22 protein-coding genes and 1 other RNA gene are annotated in these 22,718 nt (G+C 60.7%); 12 read left to right on the forward strand and 11 right to left on the reverse strand.

Annotated elements, in window-relative coordinates:
• Positions 1-33: 33 nt before the first annotated feature.
• Both elbB and mtgA read left to right on the forward strand, forming a co-directional pair.
• Entirely contained in the window at positions 34-690 is a 657-nt protein-coding gene (elbB, locus tag FJU30_RS12990; protein ID WP_150435403.1) for an isoprenoid biosynthesis glyoxalase ElbB, read from the forward strand.
• On the forward strand, positions 683-1,417 hold the full coding sequence (gene mtgA, locus FJU30_RS12995) for a monofunctional biosynthetic peptidoglycan transglycosylase (RefSeq protein WP_150435404.1): 735 nt from the start codon (positions 683-685) through the stop codon (positions 1,415-1,417). Before elbB ends, mtgA begins: the two co-directional genes overlap by 8 nt.
• 19 nt (positions 1,418-1,436) lie before the next feature.
• On the opposite strand, the gene lsrK is transcribed toward mtgA, so the two are convergent.
• The 3 genes from lsrK to FJU30_RS26840 form a co-directional block, all read right to left on the reverse strand.
• Positions 1,437-3,029 (reverse strand): autoinducer-2 kinase, encoded by a 1,593-nt coding sequence (lsrK, locus tag FJU30_RS13000; RefSeq protein ID WP_150435405.1) that lies wholly within the window; start codon positions 3,027-3,029, stop codon positions 1,437-1,439.
• A 152-nt stretch (positions 3,030-3,181) separates the two neighbouring features.
• Positions 3,182-4,165 carry a transcriptional regulator LsrR gene (gene lsrR, locus FJU30_RS13005; protein ID WP_150435406.1) on the reverse strand — a complete coding sequence of 328 codons (984 nt, stop codon included), beginning with the start codon at positions 4,163-4,165 and terminating at the stop codon, positions 3,182-3,184.
• A 24-nt stretch (positions 4,166-4,189) separates the two neighbouring features.
• Entirely contained in the window at positions 4,190-4,552 is a 363-nt protein-coding gene (locus tag FJU30_RS26840; protein WP_191091607.1) for a hypothetical protein, read from the reverse strand.
• On the opposite strand from FJU30_RS26840, the gene lsrA reads away from it, so the two are divergent.
• The 6 genes from lsrA to lsrG all read left to right on the forward strand — a co-directional run bounded on the left by lsrA (position 4,464) and on the right by lsrG (position 10,405).
• Positions 4,464-6,005, forward strand: coding sequence for an autoinducer 2 ABC transporter ATP-binding protein LsrA (gene lsrA, locus FJU30_RS13010; RefSeq protein WP_150435616.1), 1,542 nt, complete (start codon positions 4,464-4,466; stop codon positions 6,003-6,005). The two genes, FJU30_RS26840 and lsrA, sit on opposite strands and share 89 nt — an antisense overlap.
• Positions 5,999-7,081, forward strand: coding sequence for an autoinducer 2 ABC transporter permease LsrC (gene lsrC, locus FJU30_RS13015; RefSeq protein WP_150435407.1), 1,083 nt, complete (start codon positions 5,999-6,001; stop codon positions 7,079-7,081). Before lsrA ends, lsrC begins: the two co-directional genes overlap by 7 nt.
• Entirely contained in the window at positions 7,081-8,082 is a 1,002-nt protein-coding gene (gene lsrD / locus FJU30_RS13020) for an autoinducer 2 ABC transporter permease LsrD (RefSeq protein WP_150435617.1), read from the forward strand. Before lsrC ends, lsrD begins: the two co-directional genes overlap by 1 nt.
• A 25-nt stretch (positions 8,083-8,107) precedes the next feature.
• Positions 8,108-9,127: an autoinducer 2 ABC transporter substrate-binding protein LsrB gene (lsrB, locus tag FJU30_RS13025; protein ID WP_150435408.1), complete on the forward strand. Its 1,020-nt coding sequence runs from the start codon at positions 8,108-8,110 to the stop codon at positions 9,125-9,127.
• Positions 9,128-9,204: 77 nt separating this feature from the next.
• Positions 9,205-10,080 carry a 3-hydroxy-5-phosphonooxypentane-2,4-dione thiolase gene (gene lsrF, locus FJU30_RS13030; RefSeq protein WP_150435409.1) on the forward strand — a complete coding sequence of 292 codons (876 nt, stop codon included), beginning with the start codon at positions 9,205-9,207 and terminating at the stop codon, positions 10,078-10,080.
• 34 nt (positions 10,081-10,114) lie between these two features.
• Positions 10,115-10,405 (forward strand): (4S)-4-hydroxy-5-phosphonooxypentane-2,3-dione isomerase, encoded by a 291-nt coding sequence (gene lsrG / locus FJU30_RS13035; RefSeq protein WP_150435410.1) that lies wholly within the window; start codon positions 10,115-10,117, stop codon positions 10,403-10,405.
• A 383-nt stretch (positions 10,406-10,788) separates the two neighbouring features.
• Here lsrG and dolP read toward each other — a convergent pair whose 3' ends face one another.
• From dolP to FJU30_RS13055, 4 genes are all read right to left on the reverse strand, one after another.
• Entirely contained in the window at positions 10,789-11,364 is a 576-nt protein-coding gene (gene dolP / locus FJU30_RS13040; protein WP_150435411.1) for a division/outer membrane stress-associated lipid-binding lipoprotein, read from the reverse strand.
• 10 nt (positions 11,365-11,374) lie between these two features.
• The gene (diaA, locus tag FJU30_RS13045) at positions 11,375-11,965 is read right to left on the reverse strand and encodes a DnaA initiator-associating protein DiaA (RefSeq protein WP_150435412.1); all 591 of its coding nucleotides are present in this window, start codon (positions 11,963-11,965) and stop codon (positions 11,375-11,377) included.
• A 315-nt stretch (positions 11,966-12,280) separates the two neighbouring features.
• On the reverse strand, positions 12,281-12,637 hold the full coding sequence (locus FJU30_RS13050) for a YraN family protein (RefSeq protein ID WP_191091603.1): 357 nt from the start codon (positions 12,635-12,637) through the stop codon (positions 12,281-12,283).
• Positions 12,634-14,658, reverse strand: coding sequence for a penicillin-binding protein activator (locus FJU30_RS13055; RefSeq protein WP_150435413.1), 2,025 nt, complete (start codon positions 14,656-14,658; stop codon positions 12,634-12,636). Before FJU30_RS13055 ends, FJU30_RS13050 begins: the two co-directional genes overlap by 4 nt.
• A 62-nt stretch (positions 14,659-14,720) precedes the next feature.
• Here FJU30_RS13055 and rsmI point away from each other — a divergent pair, with 62 nt between their 5' ends.
• The gene (rsmI, locus tag FJU30_RS13060) at positions 14,721-15,602 is read left to right on the forward strand and encodes a 16S rRNA (cytidine(1402)-2'-O)-methyltransferase (RefSeq protein ID WP_150435414.1); all 882 of its coding nucleotides are present in this window, start codon (positions 14,721-14,723) and stop codon (positions 15,600-15,602) included.
• A 32-nt stretch (positions 15,603-15,634) separates the two neighbouring features.
• Positions 15,635-16,011: RNase P RNA component class A (rnpB, locus tag FJU30_RS13065), an RNA gene on the forward strand.
• A 127-nt stretch (positions 16,012-16,138) separates the two neighbouring features.
• Here rnpB and uxuA read toward each other — a convergent pair.
• Together uxuA and FJU30_RS13075 are read right to left on the reverse strand one after the other, a co-directional pair.
• Positions 16,139-17,323 (reverse strand): mannonate dehydratase, encoded by a 1,185-nt coding sequence (uxuA, locus tag FJU30_RS13070; protein WP_150435415.1) that lies wholly within the window; start codon positions 17,321-17,323, stop codon positions 16,139-16,141.
• Between the two features lie 40 nt (positions 17,324-17,363).
• On the reverse strand, positions 17,364-18,653 hold the full coding sequence (locus FJU30_RS13075) for an MFS transporter (RefSeq protein ID WP_150435416.1): 1,290 nt from the start codon (positions 18,651-18,653) through the stop codon (positions 17,364-17,366).
• Between the two features lie 277 nt (positions 18,654-18,930).
• Between FJU30_RS13075 and FJU30_RS13080 the strand changes: the two genes are divergently transcribed.
• Together FJU30_RS13080 and ygiD are read left to right on the forward strand one after the other, a co-directional pair.
• Positions 18,931-19,620 carry a FadR/GntR family transcriptional regulator gene (locus tag FJU30_RS13080; protein ID WP_150435417.1) on the forward strand — a complete coding sequence of 230 codons (690 nt, stop codon included), beginning with the start codon at positions 18,931-18,933 and terminating at the stop codon, positions 19,618-19,620.
• Positions 19,621-19,864: 244 nt separating this feature from the next.
• The gene (gene ygiD / locus FJU30_RS13085; RefSeq protein ID WP_150435418.1) at positions 19,865-20,647 is read left to right on the forward strand and encodes a 4,5-DOPA-extradiol-dioxygenase; all 783 of its coding nucleotides are present in this window, start codon (positions 19,865-19,867) and stop codon (positions 20,645-20,647) included.
• A 113-nt stretch (positions 20,648-20,760) separates the two neighbouring features.
• Here the strand turns inward: ygiD and FJU30_RS13090 are convergent, their stop codons facing one another.
• Positions 20,761-21,921, reverse strand: a complete 1,161-nt coding sequence (locus FJU30_RS13090; protein ID WP_150435419.1) for a glutathionylspermidine synthase family protein — start codon at positions 21,919-21,921, stop codon at positions 20,761-20,763.
• Positions 21,922-21,932: 11 nt separating this feature from the next.
• Positions 21,933-22,604 carry a DUF1190 family protein gene (locus tag FJU30_RS13095; RefSeq protein WP_150435420.1) on the reverse strand — a complete coding sequence of 224 codons (672 nt, stop codon included), beginning with the start codon at positions 22,602-22,604 and terminating at the stop codon, positions 21,933-21,935.
• Positions 22,605-22,718: the final 114 nt, after the last annotated feature.

A 22,718-nucleotide genomic window follows, 5' to 3' on the forward strand; every position in this document is an offset into this window, starting at 1 on the left:
AATTAGTTGGCGTAATGATAAGAGGTTTTATTGATGAAAAGAGTCGGATTAGTCCTAAGCGGATGCGGTGTTTACGATGGTTCGGAGATCCATGAAGCGGTGCTGACTCTGCTGGCGCTGGACCGCGCCGGCGCTCAGGCGGTCTGTTTTGCCCCGGATAAGCCCCAATTGCACGTAATCAACCATCTGACCGGCGAGATAAGCGCTGAAAATCGCAATATTTTAGTGGAATCGGCGCGCATCGCCCGGGGCAATATTCAGCCGCTGTCGGCCGCCGATCCTCAGCAGATTGACGCATTAATCGTGCCCGGTGGTTTTGGTGCGGCAGAGAACTTGAGTGATTTCGCTACCCGGGGCGCAGACTGCGTGGTCGATGAACAACTGAAACGCCTTACCCGGCAAATGTATAAGCAAAATAAACCAATTGGCTTTATTTGCATTGCCCCGGCGCTGTTGCCCCGCTTACTGGAAGCTCCAGTGAGGCTAACCATTGGCAATGATATAGACACCGCAGAATTGATTGAAGACATGGGGGGAACGCATGTGGTTTGCCCGGTTGACGATATCGTGCTGGATGCCGATCACAAAATTGTCACCACGCCGGCTTATATGCTGGCCGGCTCAATCAGCGAAGCGGCGCAGGGAATTGATAAGCTGGTTGCACGAGTGCTGGGTTTGATTGATGAGTAAAAAGCGGCGCGCCAGCGGAGCGGTCGGCTGGTTAAAGCGCTGGGTTTTACGCGCGCTGCTGGCCGTCCTTGCCTTCTGGCTGGGGGGGATTGTGCTGTTTTCTTTCCTGCCGGTGCCTTTTTCCGCTGTGATGGTCGATCGGCAACTGAGCGCGTGGCTGAGCGGCGATTTCCGCTATGTCGCGCGTTCGGACTGGGTGGCGATGGACGATATCGCGCCGGTGATGGCGCTGGCGGTGATGGCGGCGGAGGATCAGAAATTCCCGCACCACAGCGGTTTCGATTTCACGGCCATCTCCTCGGCGCTGCAGCACAACGACCGCAATCCCGGCCGCGTGCGCGGCGCCTCCACTCTGTCGCAGCAGACGGTGAAAAACCTGTTTCTGTGGGACGGGCGCAGCTGGCTGCGCAAGGGGCTGGAGGCCGGTCTGACGGTAGCGACCGAACTGGTGTGGAGCAAGCGGCGCATCCTGACGGTTTATCTCAATATCGCCGAACTGGGGCCGGGCATCTTCGGGGTTGAAATGGCCGCCAGGCATTACTTCAACAAACCGGCCAGCCGGCTGACGGCCCGCGAGGCGGCGCTGCTGGCCGCGGTGTTGCCCAATCCTATTCGCTTCAACGCCAGCGCGCCTTCCGGCTATGTCATTCAGCGGCAGCAGTGGATTTTGCGCCAGATGCGCCTGATGGGCGGCGAAACCTTCCTGCAAACCAACCGGTTGCGCTGAGCCGTCGCCGTCTTGCGCGTTACAGCCCGGGCGCCTTCCACAGCGAGGTGGTCAGGCCGCTGTCGACCAGCGTCCGTTGATCGGCGTATACCGTACGCCAGTTCTCCTTGATCTGCTGATACAGCTGATGGTGTTGACGGTTGGGCGTATATTCGCGTTCCCAGCGCACCAGCGCAGCGCCGGCTTGCGCCAGCGAGGGGTAAAGGCCGGCGCCGACGCCGGCGGCGATCGCGCAGCCCAGCGCCGTCGCCTCTTTAACCACCGGAACCTGAACGTTTAACCCGGTGACGTCGCTCAGGATCTGACACCACAGCTTGCCTTTGGCGGCGCCGCCGGCGAATACCAGCGACGCCGCCTGGACGCCGGAAAAACGGGCGACCTGCTCCAGATTACAGGCGGAGACAATGGCGGCGTTTTCCTCCAGCGCGCGAAACAGCGTCGCCTTGTTGCAGCGTTCGGCGTCGAGGGACAGGTTGATGAAGGAGGGCGCGGCATGGTACCAGGCGTTGAAGTGCATCGCGTCGGAGAAAATCGGCATGATGCCCCAGGAGCCGGCGGGAACCCGTGCGGCCATGTCTTCCAGTAAACTGTAGGTATCCACCCCCAGCCGTTCGGCAATGATCTTTTCTTCCGCGCAGAAGGCATCGCGGAACCAGCGCATGGTCAGTCCGGTGAAGAAGCTGATGGATTCGGCCTGCGCCATGCCGGGGATCACGTGCGGATTGACGCGGATGTTCATCTCGGGGTCGACCTGCGGATGAGGCAGATTCACCACCTGTTGCCAGAAGGTCCCGCCCAGCACGGCCGTTTGGCCCGGCCGCACCACCCCCAGTCCGAGACAACCGAGCTGTACGTCGCCGCCGCCGGTCACCACCAGGGTTTTGGTCGACAGGCCGCAGAGCTCGGCGGCGGCCGGCGTGACCCTGCCGAGCGGGGTGCCGGTCTCTTTGACCGGCGACAAAATATCCGCGCGCAGCCCGGCCATATCGAGCAGTTCCGGCCGCCATTGCCTGCTGGCGAGGTCGAGCATACCGGTAGTGCCGGCGTTCGACGGGTCGACGGCCAGTTCGCCGCTGAGCATACAGGCCAGCCAGTCGCCGATCATCGTCATGGTCGCCGCCTGGCGATAGATATCCGGCCGATGGTGCGCCAGCCAGAGCAGACGCGGCATGGCGCTGAGCGCCAGCGTCTGGCCGGAGCATTCATACACTTCGCGCTCGAACTGGTATTGATGCAGTTCCCTGAGCTCGCCGACTTCGCGGCTGGCGCGCGCATCCACATTGGCGCAGGCCCAAATGGGCGCGCCGTGGCGGTCATACAGCACGATGCCTTCTCGCATCGAGCAAGCGGCGACCGCCCGGATCGCCTGCGGCTCAACGCCGGCGTTGCCCAAGGCTTCGCGTATGCACCGGCAGGCCAGACGCCAGTTTTTTTCCAGATCGAATTCCATCGAACCGGGAACATCCGCCACCGCGAGGTGCCGCCATTCGGCCTGGCCGGCCGCGATCTGCCGGCCGTCGGGGGTAAAAATGACCGCCCTGATGCTGCCGGTGCCGGCATCCAGCGCCATCAGATAATCGTCGCGATCGGAGGGAGAACTGCGTGTGGTCATCGTTAAGCCCTCTGCGTTGTGCGCGCCTCGGCGCGGATAAGGGATCGATAGGTTATCGGTAGCGGCGCGAATAGCCGGCAGCGCCGTTTTATTCGCGCCTGTGCGCTCCCTGAACCGGCTGGACGAACACTGCCGCTGACCCGCACCGGTCTTTATGTCAGCAGTGAGAGCATCGACCGCGCGGCGTGTTCCTCGGTGACCAGCGCGTTGACGCGCCGGCCCGCCAGGGCGGCGATAATCGCTTCGGCCTTTTCCGCGCCGCCCGCTACGCCAATCACCACCGGAATATTGGCCAGTTCATCGAGCGAGAGTCCGATCAGTTCCTGATGGATCGTCATGCTCTCCGCCAGTTCGCCATCGGCGCGCATAAAGTAGCCGAGAATATCGCCCACCGCGCCCTTGCGGCCAAACAACAGCTGTTCCCCTTCGCTGATATAGCCGGAACGCAGTATCGTGGCGTCGCGCCGTTGGCCGAGCGCGCCGATACCCACCACGGCGATATCCGCCGCGCAGGCCGCCAGCATGATGTCCCGCACGCTGCGTTCTTCCCGCAATATCCGGGCGACCTCGCTGGAGGAGGCGCGCAGCGGCGCGGGAATAATGCTGACGCTGCAGGCCGCATCCAGTTGCCCGATGCCGGTCATATACGGGCCGACGCCGCCGGACAGTGTCACCATGCGGATCTGCTGCGAGGTAATAAATCCGCTCAGGTGCTGCAGCGTGCTCATGGCCGCCTCGCCGAAGCCGACGGCCAGCAATTGCTGCGGCTGGAGCAGCGTCATCAGCATATGCGCCGCGCCGGTGCCGAGCCGGGTGCTGAGGCCGATATTCTGTTCATCGAGCGCCGGCAGAACCCGCACTTGCTGCAGATTAAACTGTTGCAGCAGGGCGTTCTCCAGTTCCAGACACCCCTTGTAGCGCGAGTTGATCTGAACGCGGATCACGCCGGACTGACGCCCCTTTTCCAGTAAGCGCGATACCTTCAGGCGGCTCAGATTCAGACGCTGACCGATTTCTCCCTGGGTCAGGCCGTCGTGGTAGTAAAACCACGCGATGCGCGCCAGCAGTTCTTCCTCGTTCATCCCGTGCTCCGCATGGTTCAGGTCGGCGGGCGGCTTTATATTTAACTCACTCATATTGAACACTCACAAAATATTAAATCAATTGTTCATTAATGGCGGGCGGCTAACTGTGAGCGCGCCGACAGTTTGTTCTTTTGTTACATGCATTGTCAGTAAAGAAATAGGATTGATACTGAATTGTGATCCGCCTGACGGTTTTATCACCATTCCTGCGCCAGGATTATGAACATAATAAATTAAAAAATACATTTGTTCATGAACAGCGCCAACAGATTTCGGGTTTAAAGCAAGGCGTCGGGCGCGATTGGCGCGCCCGCAACCTGAAAGATAAAGGATAGATAAGGTGAAACCGATGCCACTTAACCAGACTGCAACGGCGCCGCTACTGGCGGTGCGCGGCGTCAGTAAACAGTTTTCAGGCGTCAGCGTGTTGAAAAGCATCGATTTCAACCTGATGCCGGGCCAGGTTCATGCTCTGTTGGGCGGCAACGGCGCCGGAAAATCGACCCTGATGAAAATCATCGCCGGCGTGCTGCCGGCCGACAGCGGGACGATTGAAATCGCCGGTCGGCGCTGTTCGTCGCTGACGCCGGCAAAGGCGCATCAGGCCGGAATTTATCTGGTGCCGCAGGAGCCGATGCTGTTTCCCAGCCTGAGCGTCAGGGAAAATATTGTTTTTCGTTTGCCGCGCCATCAGGCGGACGACGACAAGCTGCGGCTTCTGTTGCGCAAGATGGGCGCTCATCTTGCGCTCAACGCGCCCGCCGGATCGCTGGAGGTGGCCGACCGACAGCTGGTTGAGATTCTGCGTGGGCTGATGCGAGACGCGCGCATTCTGATCCTTGATGAGCCGACGGCTTCGCTGACGCCGGCCGAGACGGCGCGCCTGTTTCAGCAGGTGCGGGATCTGCAGGCGCAGGGCGTCGGCGTGGTGTTTATTTCTCACAAGCTGCCGGAGATTCGCCGTATCTCCGACCGGGTCAGCGTGATGCGCGACGGCTGTATTGCGCTGAGCGGCGAAACGGGCGAACTGAGCGATGAGCAGCTGATTCAGGCGATCATGCCGCAGGGGCGTCAGCCGGCGCTGTCCGATACGCAGAAACTGTGGCTGGCGCTGCCCGGTCAGCGTCGCGCCGGCGACGCCGGGCAGACGGTATTGCGCATTGACGACCTGACCGGCGAAGGATTTCTGCACGTTTCGCTGCAGGTCCGCGCCGGCGAAATCGTCGGTCTGGCCGGCGTGGTGGGCGCGGGCCGCACCGAGCTGGCTGAGTCGCTATACGGACTGCGCGCGCTGCGCGCGGGGCGCGTCTGGCTGAACGACGAAGAGATTACCCGCTGCAGCACGGGCGAACGACTGCGGCGCGGGCTGGTGTATCTGCCGGAAGACCGGCAGTCGTCGGGGCTGCATCTGGATGCTCCGTTAAGCTGGAATGTTAACGCGCTGACCTACAATCGCGCCGGCTTCTGGCTCGATACCCGGCGTGAAGCGGCGGTGCTGGCGCGTTATCAGCGGGCGCTGGGCATCCGCTTCAACCAGCCGGATCAGCCGGCCCGCACGCTCTCCGGCGGCAATCAGCAAAAGTTATTGATCGCCCGCTGTCTGGAGGCGCGTCCGGCGCTGTTTATTATCGATGAGCCGACGCGCGGCGTGGATGTAGGCGCCCGCGCGGATATCTACCAGCTGATCCGCAATGTGGTGCGGCAGAACGTGGCGGTACTGCTGATTTCTTCCGATCTGGATGAAATCGAGCAACTGGCCGATCGGGTGTTCGTCATGCATCAGGGCGAGATGAGCGGCGAACTGCGCGGCAGCGAGATCGCCGCCGATCGTATTATGCATATCGCCTTCGGCGCCGGTCGCCGGAATCCCAGCCAGGAGTCCTTATGCTAAAGATGATGCAAAACAATCGCGAACTGACCGCGCTGCTGGCGATTCTGGCTCTGTTCGCGCTGCTGGGCGCGATGGACAGCCGCTATTTCAGCCTGCAGACCTTCACCATGATTTTCAGCAGCGCGCAGATCCTGATCCTGCTGGCGATAGGTTCCACGCTGGTGATGCTGACGCGCAATATCGATGTGTCCGTCGGTTCGATTACCGGGCTGTGCGCGGTCACGTTGGGCAGTCTGCTTAACGCGGGCTATGGCCTGTGGTCGGCAGCTCTGCTCACGCTGCTGACCGGTCTGCTGGCCGGCGCGTTGAACGGGGTACTGGTGGCCTGGCTGCGCATTCCGGCTATCGTCGCCACGCTGGGTACGCTGGGGTTGTACCGCGGGCTGATGCTGTTGCTGACCGGCGGCAAGTGGATTGAAGGTCTGCCGACGACGCTGAAGTCGCTGTCCTCGCCGGTGCTGTTGGGCATCTCTCCGGTCGGCTGGCTGATCTTGCTGCTGCTGGCGGGCGTGGCCTGGCTGCTGAAAACCCGCGCCGCCGGGCGTAGTTTTTACGCCGTGGGCGACAACCTGGAGGGCGCGCGCCATCTGGGCGTCGCGGTGAATCAAATCAGGATCATGGCGTTCGCCTTCAACGGCCTGATGGCGGCGCTGGCCGGCATTGTCTTCGCTTCGCAGATCGGGTTCGTTCCCAACCAGACCGGCAGCGGGCTGGAGATGAAAGCGATCGCGGCCTGCGTGCTGGGTGGGGTAAGCCTGCTGGGCGGGATGGGCAGCGTGGCCGGCGCGGTGCTGGGCGCCTATTTCCTGACGCAAATCGACAGCGTGCTGGTGATGCTGCGTTTGCCCGCCTGGTGGAACGATTTTATCGCCGGTCTGGTGCTGCTGGGCGTTCTGGTGTTTGACGGTCGTCTGCGCAGCGCGCTGGAAAAAAATCTGCGTCGTCAAAAGTATGCCCGCTTCACGCCGGATAAACCGTCATCCTCGCCCGGCGAACATGATGCGGCAGATCCGCCGCGCCCGCGCGATACGCCGCCGGCGGCGCTGACCCGGCACAATAAGAGTGGGGTGGCATGATGGAGACGCTTAAACGTTACGGCTGGGAGCTGGCGCTGGTTGTTCTGCTGGTCGGCGAGATCCTGCTGTTCGGCTTCGCCAACCCGAGAATGCTGGATCTGAACGTATTGCTGTTCAGCACCAGCGACTTTATCGCCATCGGCATTGTGGCGCTGCCGCTGACCATGGTGATTGTCAGCGGCGGGATCGATATCTCGTTCGCCTCCACCATCGGCCTGTGCGCGATCGCGCTCGGCGTGCTGTTCCAGGCGGGCGTCCCGCTGCCGCTGGCCATTGCGCTGACGCTGGCGCTGGGGCTGTGCTGCGGTCTGCTTAATGCCGGGCTGATTTTGTTTACCGGCGTCAATCCTCTGGTGATCACCCTCGGCACGCTGTACCTGTTCGGCGGCAGCGCCCTGCTGCTGTCCGGCATCGCGGGGGCCACCGGCTATGAAGGCATCGGCGGTTTTCCCGCCGCCTTTACCGATTTCGCCAGCGGCGATCTGGCCGGGATTCCGGTTCCGCTCGCGCTTTTTCTGCTGCTGCTGCTGTTCTTCTGGCTGCTGCTGCACCGCTCCCGGCCGGGGCGCAATGTTTTTCTGATCGGTCAGAATGCGCGCGTCGCCCGCTATAGCGCGCTGCCGGTCGCCCGCACGCTGTGCGCCCTGTATGCCCTGACCGGGCTGGCCTCGGCGATTGCGGCGGTGCTGCTGGTCTCTTATTTCGGTTCCGCCCGCTCCGATCTGGGTACATCCCTGCTGATGCCGGCGATTACCGCGGTGGTGCTGGGCGGCGCCAACATTTACGGCGGTTCCGGCTCAATGGCCGGTACGGCGCTGGCGGTGCTGCTGGTGGGCTACCTTCAGCAGGGGCTGCAGATGACGGGCGTGCCCAATCAGGTATCCAGCGCGCTGGCCGGCGCCTTGCTGATCGTGGCGGTGATTGGCCGTTCGGCCAGCCTGCATCGCGACGCGTTAAAAAACGGATGGTTGCGCTGGCGTAAACGCCGCGCCCTTTCCTGAATCCTGCAACGAGACGGAGTGAATAATGAACAGACCAGGCTGGCAATACCTCGTGCTGGCGAGCGCACTGACGTTTTTCCCGATCAGTATGGCGCTCGCGGCCGAACGCATCGCATTTATCCCCAAACTGGTGGGCGTCGGTTTCTTTACCAGCGGCGGCAACGGCGCGCTGGCGGCCGGCAAAGAGCTGGGCATTGATGTGACTTATGACGGCCCGACCGAACCCAGCGTGTCCGGGCAGGTGCAACTTATCAATAACTTTGTCAATCAGGGCTACAACGCCATTGTGGTGTCGGCGGTGTCGCCGGACGGCCTGTGTCCGGCCCTGAAGCGCGCGATGCAGCGCGGCGTCAAAGTGCTGACGTGGGATTCCGACACCAAACCGGAGTGTCGCTCGCTGTATATCAACCAGGGCACGCCGCAGCAGCTCGGTTCGATGCTGATCGAAATGGCGGCCGCGCAGGTGAAAAAAGACAAGGCAAAGGTCGCCTTTTTCTATTCCAGCCCGACGGTCACCGATCAGAATCAGTGGGTAAAAGAGGCGAAAGCGAAAATCGCCAGCGAGCACCCCGGCTGGGAAATCGTCGCCACCCAGTTTGGCTATAACGACGCCACTAAATCGCTGCAGACGGCGGAGGGCATTCTGAAGGCCTGGAGCGATCTGGACGCGATTATCGCGCCGGACGCCAATGCGCTGCCGGCGGCGGCGCAGGCGGCGGAAAACCTTGGCCGTAGCGATGTGGCGATCGTCGGCTTCAGCACGCCGAATGTGATGCGGCCCTACGTGACGCGCGGCACGGTGAAGGCGTTCGGTCTGTGGGATGTGGTTCAGCAGGGGCGCATTTCGGTCTATGTCGCGCATGAAATGCTGAAGAAGGGCGAATTGAAGATCGGCGACAAAGTGGCGATCCCGCAGGCCGGCGAGGTCGAGGTGGTGGCGAACAGCGTACAGGGCTACCAGTACGAGGCGGCGAATAACGGCATCGTTCTGCTGCCGCAACGGGTGGTATTCAGCAAAGACAACATCGATCAATACGATTTTTAGCCATGTCCGGCCGGCGCGCATGCCCGGCCGACCCTGACAATAGCCCGCGTCGGGCGGGCAAACGGGAGGTGATTAGAATGGCCGATCTGGATGATATTCGCGATGGTAAAAACTTTGGCATTGGGGTGGCGCAGGAAAATCAACGCTTCTTTTTGAAGGGCAGCGGAGCGCTGGACTGGGGCATGCAGTCGCGTCTGGCGCGGATTTTTAATCCCGACTCGGGGCGCACCGTCATGCTGGCCTTCGATCATGGTTATTTCCAGGGACCGACGACCGGGCTGGAGCGCATCGATCTGCACATCGCGCCGCTCTTTCCGCATACCGATGTGCTGATGTGTACGCGCGGCATTTTACGCAGCGTCGTCAGCCCGGCGGTGAATAAACCGGTGGTGCTGCGCGCCTCCGGCGCGAATTCCATATTGCGGGAACTATCCAACGAGGCGGTGGCGGTCGCGATTGAAGACGCCCTGCGCCTGAATGTAGCCGCGATGGCGGCGCAGGTCTACATCGGCAGCGAATATGAACATCAGTCGATAAAAAACATTATCCAGCTGGTGGACCAGGGCGCGCGCTACGGCATGCCGACCATGGCCGTAACCGGCGTGGGCAAGGACATGGCGCGCGATCAGCGCTATTTCTCATTGGCGACGCGCATCGCGGCGGAAATGGGGGCGCAGATCATTAAAACCTACTACGTGGACAGCGGATTCGAACGCGTGACGGCCGGCTGCCCGGTACCGATCGTGATTGCCGGCGGCAAAAAACTGCCGGAGCGCGAGGCGCTGGACATGTGCTATCGGGCGATCGACCAGGGCGCCTCCGGCGTGGACATGGGGCGCAATATATTCCAGTCAGAAGCGCCGGTCGCCATGCTGAAAGCGGTGCAGGCCGTGGTGCATCAGGGGGAAAGCGTGGAGCAGGCCTGGCAGCGCTATCTGCACGAAAAAGGCTGATCGCGCCGCAGGTTAACCGTCGGGAGAAAACGTTATGCATGTGACACTGGTGGAAATTAACGTCAGGGACGACAAGATTGATGAGTTTATTCGGGTGTTCCGGGATAACCATCTGGGCGCTATTCAGGAGCCGGGCAATTTGCGTTTTGACGTGCTGCAGGATGAGCGCATCCCCAGCCGTTTTTATATTTATGAGGCTTATCGCGACGAACAGGCGGTAGCGGCCCATAAGCGGACGCCGCACTATCTGCGCTGCGTGCAGCGGCTTGAAGCGCTAATGAGCGAGCCGCGAAAAAAAACGACGTTTATCGGCCTGATGCCCTGAGACGGGCGAGTCGGGCGGAGACGCGGCAAGCGCTCATATATACCCAAAATAATTCGAGTTGCAGAGGGCGCGATACAGCGACAAATTCGTCGGCAACGAATTTATCCAGCCAACGGCTACCTTCGGCGAGAGGCGGAATGTCTCTCATTATTCCCGGGAGCATATTGCCGTAGGTTCCTGGGGTGAGCGGCAAGTCTGCCGGCCGTGGAGTTGAACTCTGCTGGCGGCCCTGCAAGGGCGAGCCCTGTGGATGGGGCGAGTAACAAATACAACGCGCCTGCAATTTGAGGTATGAAGGGGACAGAACATAACCCTGCGAGGGCAGGGTTATGTTCAGAGGTTAGCGTTGATCCGCGGCGTTCGTTGTGCCGGGAGGCGGGGCTTTAGTCCAGCCAGGTAAAGGCGGTGGTAACGTGTTTCACGCCGCTAATTTTGCTGGCGATCTCCGCGGCTGAACTGCCTTCGCGCCGGGTCACCAGACCCAGCAGGAATACTTCGCCGTTTTCCGTGGTGACTTTAACGTTGGACGACTTCACGCTGTCGCTGGCCAGGATCTGCGAGCGAACTTTGGTGGTGATCCAGGTATCCATTGAGGCGGTACCCAGCGAGACCGGCGTGCCCTGGCGGATTTCGTTGTAGACTTCGCTGGCGCCGTCCACGCCCAGTGCGATCTGTTTCGCCCGGTTCGACAATTCGCTATTGGGCGCCTGGCCGGTGAGCAATACTTTTCCCTGATAGGCCGTCGCGATAACGCGCGCGTCTTTCTTCAGCTGTTCGTCTTTGTTCAGCGCGCTGGTGACGCGCATTTCCAGCGTGCCGTCATCCACCTGGGTGCCTACCGTACGCGGGTCCGTTGCGGTTTTGGTGGCGACCGCGGCGCTGCCGACCACCACTGCGCCGACGCAACCTTGCAACAGCAGGGCGATAGACAGCACGGCAAATACAGATCCTATCCTCATGTAGTGCTCCTTAATCGTTCTGGTGTGGAAAAAGAGTGTTATCAATCAGGTCGCACAGGCAATTCACCGTCAGCATATGCACTTCCTGAATACGGGCGCTGCGGTGCGAAGGGATGCGGATTTCCACATCCTGCGGCCCCAACAGCCCGGCCAGTTCGCCGCCATCATAACCGGTGAGGGCCACGATGCTCATATCACGGGTCACCGCCGCCTCAACCGCTTTCACGATATCACGGCTGTTGCCGCGGGTGGAGATCGCCAGCAGCACATCGCCGGTCTGCCCCAGCGCCCGTACCTGCTTGGCGTAAATTTCATCCGGCAGGCGATCGTTGCTAATCGCAGTTAAGACCACGTTATCGGCACTAAGTGCGATCGCCGGCAGACTGGGGCGCTCAGTTTCAAAGCGGTTGATCATGCTGGCGGAGAAATGCTGGGCGTTGGCCGCCGATGTACCGTTCCCGCAGCACAAAATTTTATTGCCGTTCAGTAATGATTGCACCATAACGATAGCGGCGCGTGAGATCGCATCGGGTAAGGCTTCGGCCGCCGCGATCTGGGTTTGAATACTTTCGGTAAAACAGACTTTTATTCTATCCAGCACGTTGGGTTAACCCGTTTGTTAATATCCATGAATAAGGTATACCCGCCATCCTTCAGGCTGCGGGTACGTTGGCTGCGCTCACTTATTCGGCCCATCTCCGGAGCCTTGCCCCTGCGGGGCCGCGGCCAGCGGCGTTCAAACCCGCTCCCGGCGGATTTGTCACCCGAATCGCATACTGGTGTATGCACATCGGGATGAACGCGCCTCATTGCTGAAGCGGGTCGCCAGGGGCGGCGCTGGCGCTGTTCGAATCGGTTCCAGACCGATTTATCCCTCGCCGGACGCCTTGTCGCAACCTGAAATCCTCGGGTATCGTCAGCCCTGTGCGTTGAACGCATCCGGTAGCCATGACAACTGATCCCCGGTTATCGCCAGCACGTCGAAACGGCAGTCGGCCGTGGCGAAACTTTCGCCCCGTCGCATCAGCCAGACTGCCGCCGCGTGCAATAATCTGAGTTGTTTCCGGCGGGTGATGCTGGACGCCGCATCGCCAAAACGGTCGCTGCGGCGGTAACGAACTTCAACAAACACCCAGGTCGGTCCATCGCGCATAATCAGATCCAGTTCGCCGCCGCGCAGGCTGACGTTGGCCGCCACGAAGGTCAGCCCGGCCCGCTCCAGATAGCGCCGGGCCTGCTGCTCGTAGCCCGCGCCGGCGGCTCGCCGGTTCAGGATGCCGGCACCACCTGTCCCTGGCGGTACTGCAGCCAGGACAGCTTGCGGCCGATCACGCAATCCTGATTGGCGCTCAGCGTACCGGTGGCGCCATCGACCTGGTGATCGGGAAGCTGGCGCATTTCAGCAAAGTGGCTGGCCAGTGTCCAGGCGTCCATCCCCATCGCATACAGGCGTACCAGCGAGTAGTCGTTCTTAAACTGACTGCTGACCTGCTGCATTAGCGCCGGGTTCGCGCCGGCCAGCAGCGGAATATCGCTGAACTGCAGCCCTTCCATTTCCAGCCGGAAATCCGGTCCCAACCCCGACTGGAAGCTGCGCGAACCGGCGTACAGCGCCGGACGGCTGCGCGAGGAGGTGCGCATATCGATCATCGGCTTGATGAGCGCCAGCTCATCCGGCGTGGCGATGATATATACCGCATCCACATTACCGCTGACCGACGCGGCGGCGCTGGGTTCAACCTGCGCCGGGATGGTCAAACCGGCGACGGTTACGCTGTTTTGCGCCGGCTGAGCCGGGGCCGGGTTCACCAGTTGGCCGCTCAGGCTCAGTCCGGCGCCGCTGTTGATGGCCTGTTTCAACTCCGCCGCCGAGCCAAAGCGCTGTTGCAGCAGCGTGCCGCCGCCCTGCCGCCGCCAGGCGTCGGCGAAGGCGTTAATCACCCGATCGCCCAGCGCGCCGCGCGGCACCAGCAGCAGCGGCTGCTGTTTCGATTGCTGATGGATATGCGCCGCCGCATCGCGGGCTTCATCTTCCGGCGACAGCGCAAAGTAACAGATATTCGGGCTGCTCTGAATATGTTCCGGTTGATTCAGGGCCAGAACGTTAATCGGGGTCTGGCTGTTGGCAATCTGCTCCACTTCATTTTTCAGCAGCGGACCGACGATCAGCGAAGCGCCGTCCTGTTGCACCTGATTCAACAGGGCGGGCAGCGGCTGCGTGGTGGTATCGTACACTTTTACCGGCAGAGAGGCCGGCAGACCGGGCGCTGACGCCGGGACGGGCGCAACCGAGGCGCTGTATTCCGCCGGCGCAGGTTCCGCGCCGCCGGCGGTCGCCGCATCCGCTGACGAGGCGACCGCGACGGGAGCGGACGCCGGTGTTGCCGTCGTCGCGGGTGCGGCGGGTATCGACGGCGTGTTCAGCGTGGCCTGACCGTTTTTCGCCGCGTTGAATCCCTGTTGAATCGCGTTGGCGAACACCTGGGCCTGGCCGTTTAGCGGCAATAGCAGGGCGATGCTGTTGACGGCGGTCTGGCGAAAATTAATCACCTGATCCAACTGGGTGGGCAGCTGAGTCGACGCCGGATGGTGCGGGTAGCGGACTTTCCAGTCTTCGATAGCGGCCTTCAACTGATCGGGCGACTGCCGATTATTTTGCCAGGTGGTGAGCAGGTCGAGCCAGCCGCGCAGCGTGTTTTCGCTGGCGTCGATCACCAGCGAGGAAAGGTCCTGCGCGGAAAGGCTGTTGAGCGTCTGCCAGGTGAGATCGAGATTCTTTTGCCGGGCATCCCCCTGCAGCAGCGTTTCCTGAGCGATCATGGCGCGCACCAGCGTCAGGGACGGACGCCCCTGACTGGCGTTGATCAGCGTCTGGTAATAGCGTTGTTTCTGCGGGTCGGAAAGCGTATTGACATCCAACGATCCCAGCGCGGCGATCGCGGCCTGGGTATGATTCTGCGCCGCCAGCAGTTCCGCGTTCAGCAATTGCCGTTCAAGGCGCTGAGCGTCGTTCAGTTCGGCCGGCAGAGTATTCAACTGTTGCGCCGCCTGCGGCAGCTTTCCTTCCTGCAGGAAGGCACGAACGGCAAGTAATTGCCAGTCAGCCTTGTTATTATCACTGCTTTGCTGCATTTGTTGCAGATAATAGGCGGAAGAGCCAGCGGCCTGGCCCTGCACATCGGCGGGCGGCGGGCTTTGCGGCGCATGGCCCGGACAGCCAGTGAGAAGCAGCGCCGCCAGTACGACAGGCATGGCGCGTCCTGCCTGGGTACGGATAAAATTAAAGGAAAGCATACTGTGTCCAGTGATATTTTTTTCAAGATGCTCAATATTAAATCGGCAACCCGGATGAAACAATGAATCAAAACCAACAAGCAGATATTTCTGCGCCCAGCCTTTACATTGTGCCCACACCGATCGGCAATCTTGGCGACATCACCGGGCGGGCGCTGGAGGTGCTGCAACACGTTGATCTTATTGCCGCAGAGGATACCCGTCATACCGGTCTGCTGTTACAACATTTTGCCATCAATGCGCGGTTGTTCGCATTACACGATCATAATGAGCAACAAAAAGCAGAACAACTGCTGGCGAAACTGCAGGCCGGGCAGAGCATTGCGCTGGTGTCGGACGCCGGCACGCCGTTAATCAACGATCCCGGCTATCACCTGGTCAGACTCTGCCGCGAGGCGGGGGTGCGCGTGGTGCCGCTGCCGGGCGCCTGTGCGGCGATTACCGCGCTGTGCGCCGCCGGTCTGCCGTCCGATCGTTTCTGTTATGAGGGCTTTCTGCCGGCGAAACGCAAGGGGCGACGGGATACGCTGCGCGCGCTGCGCGAAGAGCCGCGCACGCTGATTTTTTACGAATCCACCCACCGCCTGCTGGAAAGCCTGCAGGATATGGCGGACGAACTGGGGCCGCAGCGCTATGTAGTGCTGGCGCGCGAGCTGACTAAAACCTGGGAGAACATTCAGGGCGCGCCGGTCGGCGAATTGCTGGCGTGGGTGCTGGAGGACGAGAACCGGCGCAAAGGCGAAATGGTGTTGATTGTGGAAGGCCACCAGGCGAGCGAGGACGAATTGCCGGCCGAGGCGCTGCGCACGCTGGCCCTGCTGCAGCGCGAGTTGCCGCTGAAAAAAGCGGCGGCGCTGGCGGCGGAGATCCACGGCGTGAAGAAAAACGCGCTGTACCGCCACGCGCTTGATAACCAGACGCAAGAGAATGCAGCTCAGGGGTGACATTCCGGCTATTTTGCCCTATTATCCGCGCCGGAGTTGACCAGACAGTCGCCGCTTCATTGCCGTCCCCTGCGGGAGACAGGTGGAGGGGAGGAAAGTCCGGGCTCCATAGGGCAGGGTGCCAGGTAACGCCTGGGAGGCGCAAGCCTACGACAAGTGCAACAGAGAGCAAACCGCCGATGGCCCGTGTAAACGGGATCAGGTAAGGGTGAAAGGGTGCGGTAAGAGCGCACCGCGCGGCTGGCAACAGTTCGCGGCACGGTAAACTCCACCCGGAGCAAGGCCAAATAGGGGTTCATAAGGTACGGCCCGTACTGAACCCGGGTAGGCTGCTTGAGCCAGCGAGCGATTGCTGGCCTAGATGAATGACTGTCCACGACAGAACCCGGCTTAACGGTCGACTCCCTTTATTGATTGAAACGCGCGCTGCGGAGCTCAGGTCTGGTCCCCGCAGCGCGCGTTTTCTTTTGCGGCGCGGTCGCGTCAGGTCGGGGCGTGCGGCGCCCCGACGCAACGCCCGTTTTTTCCGGCGCGCCTTACTGGCTGAAGAAGGTCTGGCGGATCGCCAGCTCTACGCCGCGCACCTCCGCCAGCCCTTTCAGACGCCCGATGGCGGAATAGCCGGGGTTGGTCTTTTTCTTGAGATCATCCAGCATCTGGTGACCATGGTCCGGCCGCATCGGGATGGCGCGCGTGATGCCGCGCTGGCGCCGGCGATGCTCCTCCGCCAGGATCGCTTTCACCACGCTGACCATATCCACGTCGCCCGCCAGATGCGCCGCCTCGTGGAAACTCTTAGGGTTGCTTTCACGCCGGGTAGAACGCAGATGGACAAAGTGGATACGTTCGGCAAAGGTTTCCGCCATCTTCACCAGATCGTTGTCGGCGCGCACGCCGTAGGAGCCGGTGCAGAACGTGAAGCCGTTGTGGAGGCTGTCGACGGTCTCCTTCAGCCACTGCATGTCCTCGATGGTGGAAACAATGCGCGGCAGGCCGAGGATCGGCCGCGGCGGATCGTCGGGATGGACGGCCAGCACGATCCCGGCCTCTTCCGCCACCGGCACAATGGCGCGCAGAAACGTCGCCATATGCTCACGCAGTTTCTCTTTGTCGATGCCGTCGTACTGTGAAAGCTGCGCCTGAAACTGTTGCAGCGTGTAGCCCTCTTCGGCGCCGGGCAGGCCGGCGATGATGTTGTTGGTCAGCGTTTCTTTCGCCTGATCGCTCATGGCCGCGAAGCAGGCAGCCGCTTCTTCTCTTTCCTCCGCGCTGTACTCCTGCTCCGCGCCGGGCCGCCGCAGGATATACAGTTCGAAAGCGGCGAAGGCCACGTAATCGAAACGCAAGGCTTTGGAGCCGTCCGGCAACTGATAGCCGAGATCGGTGCGCGTCCAGTCCAGCACCGGCATGAAGTTATAGCAGACGGTATCGATCCCGCACTGGCCGAGATTGCGCAGCGACTGCTGGTAATTGGCGATGTAGCGCAGGTAGTCGCCGCGCTGCGTTTTGATGTCCTCGTGCACCGGGATGCTTTCCACCACCGACCAGACCAGTCCTTTCTCCGCCAGCAGCGCCTGGCGCGCCTGGATCTCCTCAACCGACCAGATTTCGCCGTTGGGGATATGGTGGAGAGCAGTAACAATGCCGGTGGCGCCCGCCTGACGAGCGTCATCCAAAGAAACCGGGTCGGCAGGGCCGTACCAGCGCCATGTATGTTCCATTATTAAGTCCTTAGCCTGCCGTGCAGACAATTCATGAGCATCAATCCGCAATCGGATCTTTGACGATAAAAAAGTAAGCCAGCGCCCCGGCAAAAGTGACGCAGGAGCAGATCACCAGCGCCATATTGAACGAGTGGGTGGTATCGACCACCCAGCCGGTGACGATGGGCGCGAAAGAGGCGCAGATGAAACTGCCGAAATTCTGGATACTGCTGACCGACGCGACCATGCGCGCGGGCGCCATGATTTGCACCAAACCCCAGGCGGAGGTGCCGGCGAAGTGGACGAAGAATAGGGCCAGGCTGATAAAGCCGACCGCCATCGCCGTTGAGGTGGATTGAACTACCAGCAGCGTACAGGCGGCGGAGCAGACCAGACCGATACAGATGAGCGTTTTTCGGGTTTTCGCCAGCGGATAACCCCGTCTGGCCAGATAGTCGGCGACGGTGCCGTTAACCAGCATGCCGATGGAGCCGAACAGGAAGGGAATGGCCGCCACCCAGCCGGTATTGACCAGACTCAGACCGCGTTCCGCCTGCAGATAGCCCGGCAGCCAGGAGAGATAGAGCCAGCCGGTGTAATTCACGCCGCTGAAGCCCAGGATCATGCCCCACACGGTGCGGCGTTTAAACAGCGCGCCCCATTCGGCGAACGACAGCCGGGTTTTCTGCGCCGGGCGGGCGCCCTCATCCAGATACTGCTGTTCTTCCTGGGTCAGCGGGAAGCGGTCGCGGTTGCGATACCAGGCGTACCAGCACAGGCCAATCACAATGCCGGCCGCGCCGATGGCGACAAACATCATGCGCCAGCCGAACGCCAGCATCAGCGCCACCAGAATCGGCGGCGCAAACGCCTGGCCAAAGGTAGTGGATGAGTTAAAAATGCCCATCGGCAAACCGCGCTCGCGCGCGTTGAACCAGTCGTTCACCACCTTGACGCCGCTGGGCATAAACGGCGCTTCGCCGATCCCCAGGCCAATACGCAGCATAATGAAATGCGCGAAACTGTTGACCGAACCGGCCAGCGCCTGCATGGCGGACCAGAACATCAAACCGCCGCCCAGCACGATGCGCGGACCAAACTTATCCAACAGCAGGCCGCTCGGCAGTTGCGAAATGCCGTAGGACAGCGAAAACGCGGACAGCAGGAAGCCAAACTCAGTGGCGGATAGCCCAAGATCGGCGCGGATCGCTTCGTTCGCAATAGAGAGCGAACCGCGATCGAGAAAATTGATAATCCCGGCAAGAAACAGCAAAGTCAAAGAAACTGTCTGTATTTTTTTGATTCTACTGAATTTTTGCACAGATGCTTCAGCAGGAGAGAGTGACATCGGGTTTTCCTCTAATCATTTATCATAGGGTTTTATCTGATCGGAAAAGATAGAGCGCCTGGTGGTTCAGTGGCCCAGCGGTCAGGCCACTGAGCCGGAGAGTAAACCGACGCTTGCCGGCATGCTGTGATCGCGATCTCATGGTTAATAAATCTCCATCCGGCGCTGTGCATCGGCGATGACGGGGGACGCGCGCCGTGCGCCGGCAGTGCTGGGTTTTAGCGGACGATATGGTAAGCTGCTGACAGATTTTTTCTCCCACGAACAAGGGGATGATATGGAATTGCCGCAGCTAAAGGTTGAACGTCTTTACCGTCAGATCTCGAACTTACTGATCGGCTGTATCCAGCGGGGCCAGTTTCCGCCGGGTACGATGTTGCCGCCGGAGCGGGAGCTGGCTAAGCAACTGGGGGTGAGCCGTTCTTCGATTCGTGAAGCGCTGATTGCGCTGGAAATCAACGGTTGGGTGGAAATTCGCACCGGCAACGGCGTGTTCGTTTGCCAGCCGCAGCAGCAGGAGGCGGAAAGCAGCGTCAGCGATGAATTCAGCCTCAAGTCCCTGATTAAGGCGCGGCAGATTTTCGAGGCGATGGCGGCCGAACTGGCGGCGCGTAATGCGACGGACGACCAGCGGGCGGAACTGCAGGAGATCACTCAGGATCTGATTCAACTGAATGTGAATGATGAGAAATTCCTGCGCGAAGATAAACGCTTCCACCTGATGATCAGCGAGATGACCGGCAACGAAGTGCTGCGCGATATGATGGAGTACCTGTGGAATAAGCGTAAAAGCTCGCGTTTTGTGCGGCTGGAAAGCCATTACGCGCAGACCCACTTCCCGTTGGAGATGAACCGGGACCACGAAAATATCGCCCAGGCGATTATCGACCGCGATCCCCAACTGGCGCGTCAGTACATGGAATTACACCTGCAGCACGTTTACGACCGGCTGTTTATTGAGAAGTAAGCGCGCCGCGGCCCGCCGCGCGCTCCTGAGCTGTTCCTGCCCGCCCCTCCGCCTGATGGTCGCCTTTCCCTGCGTCGTCTGCGCGCTTTCGCTTCCGATGCGCCGTACCGCAAACGCATCGGCGCGGCGTCTTCTGCTTCAAATTTATTGACGTTTTCCATCATGGTTATTTGAGTGTCAGGAACGGATGAAATGGGTAAAGTCGATATCCAGACCTGTTATTACCCGTAACCAAGGATTATGTATGAACGCTTCCCGGATGCCCGCTCTGTTTCTCGGCCACGGTAGCCCAATGAACGTGCTGGAAGACAATCAGTATACTCAGGCGTGGCGGCAACTGGGCGACACGCTGCCGCGTCCGCGAGCCATCCTGGCGGTGTCGGCGCACTGGTACACCCGCGGCACGGCCGTGACGGCGATGGACAAACCGCGCACCATTCATGATTTCGGCGGTTTTCCGCAGGCGCTGTTCGATACGCAGTACCCGGCGCCCGGTTCGCCTGAACTGGCCGCGCGCGTTCAGGCGCTGCTGGCGCCTGTTCCGGTGATCGCCGATCGCAGCGAGTGGGGACTGGACCACGGTTCATGGGGCGTATTGATCAAAATGTATCCGCAGGCGGATATTCCGGTGGTGCAGCTTAGCGTGGACGGGACGCAGCCGGCGGAGTATCACTATCGTCTGGGGCAGAAGCTGGCTGCGCTGCGCGACGAAGGGGTAATGATCGTCGCCAGCGGCAATGTGGTGCATAACCTGCGCATGGTGAAATGGGACGGCGGGGGAGAACCTTATCCGTGGGCGGTGTCGTTCAACCAGTTTGTCCGCGATAACCTGAGCTATCGCGGCGATGCTCATCCGCTGGTCGACTTTATGCGGCATGAGGGCGCGGCATTATCCAACCCGACGCCCGACCACTATCTGCCCTTGCTGTACGTGCTGGGCAGTTGGAACGGCACGGAGGCGATCGGCGTCCCGGTCGAGGGCATTGAGATGGGGTCGCTGAGCATGCTGTCGGTACAGGTGGGCTAAGGACGCGCCGGGGCAGTGCAGGCGCGTTGGCGGCGCCTTGCGGACCGTCAACGCAGCTCACTGCAGCCGTCTTCATCACGTAGACGCCGCGCTGCCTGCGCGCCCGGCGTTGTTTAGTCCAGAATGATATGCGGATAAAAGCGCGACAGATCCTGCGTGATCAACTCCCGATCTTCGCGCAAACCGATACCGCACGGCTTATCGTTCACCAGCCAGCTGCCGATAACCATATAGCTGTCGCCGAATTTGGGCAGCGGATGGTATTGCTGAATAATCGAACCTTCTTCACCGTAGGGGCCGTCAACCGCGGCAATTTTTTCGCCGTTGAGCACGATCTGAACATTGGCGCCTTCGCGCGAGAAGCGCGGTTTGATCACGTAGCTATCCAGCGGCGGATGTTGATCCTCGGCGAACCAGGCCGGCAGCAGGTTAGGGTGATCCGGGAACATCTCCCACAGCATGGGCAGCAGCGCTTTATTGGAGATGATGCTTTTCCACGCCGGCTCCAGCCAGCGCACGCCGGCGTCCTGCAGTTTGGTAGAGAACGTTTCGCGCAGCATGAACTCCCACGGATAGAGTTTAAACAGATTACTGATCACCTGGTTCTGCAGATCGGTAAACTGCCCCCGCTCGCCGAGACCGATTTCCTCCATAAACAGGAATTCGCTGGGCAGACCCGCCTCCAGCGCGCAGTCCTGTAGATACTGTACGGTGCCGCGGTCTTCTTCGCTATCCTGGCAACAGGCCATGTGCAGCAGCCCGAAGCCGTGCTGCTGCCGCAGCTCATCAAAGCGCGCGATCAGCTGTTCCTGAATACTGTTGTATTGATCGGCCTGCTGCGGCAGTCGGCCGGCATTGATCTGATCTTCCAGCCACAGCCACTGAAAAAAGGCCGCTTCATAGAGCGAGGTGGGCGTATCGGCATTGTTTTCCAGCAGTTTGGCCTGGCCGTTGCCGTCCCAGGCCAGGTCCAGACGCGAATAGAGCGAGGGCTGGTGCGTACGCCATGCGTTCCTGACGAATTCCCACGTATGTTTAGGGATGCGGAATTTCTCCATCAGCGCGTCGCTGCCGACCACTTTCTCCACCACTTGCAGGCACATCTGGTGCAGCTCGGCGGTGGTTTCCTCCAGTTGTTCTATCTGAGCCAGAGAGAACTGATAGTAAGCGTCTTCACACCAGTAAGGCTCGCCGTACATGGTGTGAAAACGAAAGCCGAATTCAGCGGCTTTTTCCCGCCAGTCCGGGCGTTCGGCAATAGAAATGCGTTTCATCCGTTTTGACCTTAACCCCCCGAGGTGTGGGAGCGGGTGTGGGAACCGGAGTGGCTGGCGCTGCTGGTGCGCTGCAGCGCGGTTTGCCTGGTCACGCTTTCGCCAAAACCGCCGCGGGTAATGGTGGTGGTGGTGGCCGGTTTAGGCGCCAGAGCGGTTTTCGATACGCTGAGGGTGCGCACGCTGGTGGTGTTGCCATAGCTCCTGCCGCTGGCATCGACAAATTTGCCGTTCGCCGGACTGGCGGACGACGTCGAGGTGAACAGCGGCTGCGGCGCGAAACCGCCGCCGTTCATCATCCTGCCCATCATATAACCGGCCATCAGAGGCATCCAGAAACCGCCGCTGTGCTGTGAATTCGCCGCCATGCCCGCCTGGGCCGGCGCTTGCGTACACTGGCCTTCGCCAAACTCCGCCACGCAGTCTTCTTTGCTGGCGTATTTCGGCGCGGTTTTTTCCGCTTCCTTCAGCGCATTGTTATAAGCAACGGCGCACTGTTCGCTCATCGACGGGTTGGCGCGCGAGCAGTCATCGGCATTCTGATACAGCGAGACGGTCTCGTCGTTTTTTTCACAGCCGGCCAGCATAAATACCGTGCCGACGGCCAGCGCCAGCGGAGCCAGTCGCCAGCTGCGCCAGCTTTTACGGAAACTTTCCTGATTAATATTTTTCGTGCGTTTCATTGGTGATTATCCCGGATGCCGGACTCCATGCCCGATATTTTCAGCTGCGCTAAGAATAAGTTAACGGTGACGGGATTTGAAGCCACAATCGCCGCCGGGCGGCGACTCTTTTCG

The organism is Affinibrenneria salicis (genome assembly GCF_008710095.1).

What these genes read in the sequence shown, in the direction of transcription:
- elbB (WP_150435403.1), top strand. Translation starts at nt 34, where the DNA reads ATGAAAAGAGTCGGATTAGTCCTAAGCGGATGCGGTGTTTACGATGGT.
- mtgA (WP_150435404.1), top strand. Translation starts at nt 683, where the DNA reads ATGAGTAAAAAGCGGCGCGCCAGCGGAGCGGTCGGCTGGTTAAAGCGC.
- lsrK (WP_150435405.1), bottom strand. Translation starts at nt 3,029, where the DNA reads ATGACCACACGCAGTTCTCCCTCCGATCGCGACGATTATCTGATGGCG.
- lsrR (WP_150435406.1), bottom strand. Translation starts at nt 4,165, where the DNA reads ATGAGTGAGTTAAATATAAAGCCGCCCGCCGACCTGAACCATGCGGAG.
- lsrA (WP_150435616.1), top strand. Translation starts at nt 4,464, where the DNA reads ATGCCACTTAACCAGACTGCAACGGCGCCGCTACTGGCGGTGCGCGGC.
- FJU30_RS26840 (WP_191091607.1), bottom strand. Translation starts at nt 4,552, where the DNA reads ATGCTTTTCAACACGCTGACGCCTGAAAACTGTTTACTGACGCCGCGC.
- lsrC (WP_150435407.1), top strand. Translation starts at nt 5,999, where the DNA reads ATGCTAAAGATGATGCAAAACAATCGCGAACTGACCGCGCTGCTGGCG.
- lsrD (WP_150435617.1), top strand. Translation starts at nt 7,081, where the DNA reads ATGGAGACGCTTAAACGTTACGGCTGGGAGCTGGCGCTGGTTGTTCTG.
- lsrB (WP_150435408.1), top strand. Translation starts at nt 8,108, where the DNA reads ATGAACAGACCAGGCTGGCAATACCTCGTGCTGGCGAGCGCACTGACG.
- lsrF (WP_150435409.1), top strand. Translation starts at nt 9,205, where the DNA reads ATGGCCGATCTGGATGATATTCGCGATGGTAAAAACTTTGGCATTGGG.
- lsrG (WP_150435410.1), top strand. Translation starts at nt 10,115, where the DNA reads ATGCATGTGACACTGGTGGAAATTAACGTCAGGGACGACAAGATTGAT.
- dolP (WP_150435411.1), bottom strand. Translation starts at nt 11,364, where the DNA reads ATGAGGATAGGATCTGTATTTGCCGTGCTGTCTATCGCCCTGCTGTTG.
- FJU30_RS13055 (WP_150435413.1), bottom strand. Translation starts at nt 14,658, where the DNA reads ATGCTTTCCTTTAATTTTATCCGTACCCAGGCAGGACGCGCCATGCCT.
- rsmI (WP_150435414.1), top strand. Translation starts at nt 14,721, where the DNA reads ATGAATCAAAACCAACAAGCAGATATTTCTGCGCCCAGCCTTTACATT.
- uxuA (WP_150435415.1), bottom strand. Translation starts at nt 17,323, where the DNA reads ATGGAACATACATGGCGCTGGTACGGCCCTGCCGACCCGGTTTCTTTG.
- FJU30_RS13075 (WP_150435416.1), bottom strand. Translation starts at nt 18,653, where the DNA reads ATGTCACTCTCTCCTGCTGAAGCATCTGTGCAAAAATTCAGTAGAATC.
- FJU30_RS13080 (WP_150435417.1), top strand. Translation starts at nt 18,931, where the DNA reads ATGGAATTGCCGCAGCTAAAGGTTGAACGTCTTTACCGTCAGATCTCG.
- ygiD (WP_150435418.1), top strand. Translation starts at nt 19,865, where the DNA reads ATGAACGCTTCCCGGATGCCCGCTCTGTTTCTCGGCCACGGTAGCCCA.
- FJU30_RS13090 (WP_150435419.1), bottom strand. Translation starts at nt 21,921, where the DNA reads ATGAAACGCATTTCTATTGCCGAACGCCCGGACTGGCGGGAAAAAGCC.
- FJU30_RS13095 (WP_150435420.1), bottom strand. Translation starts at nt 22,604, where the DNA reads ATGAAACGCACGAAAAATATTAATCAGGAAAGTTTCCGTAAAAGCTGG.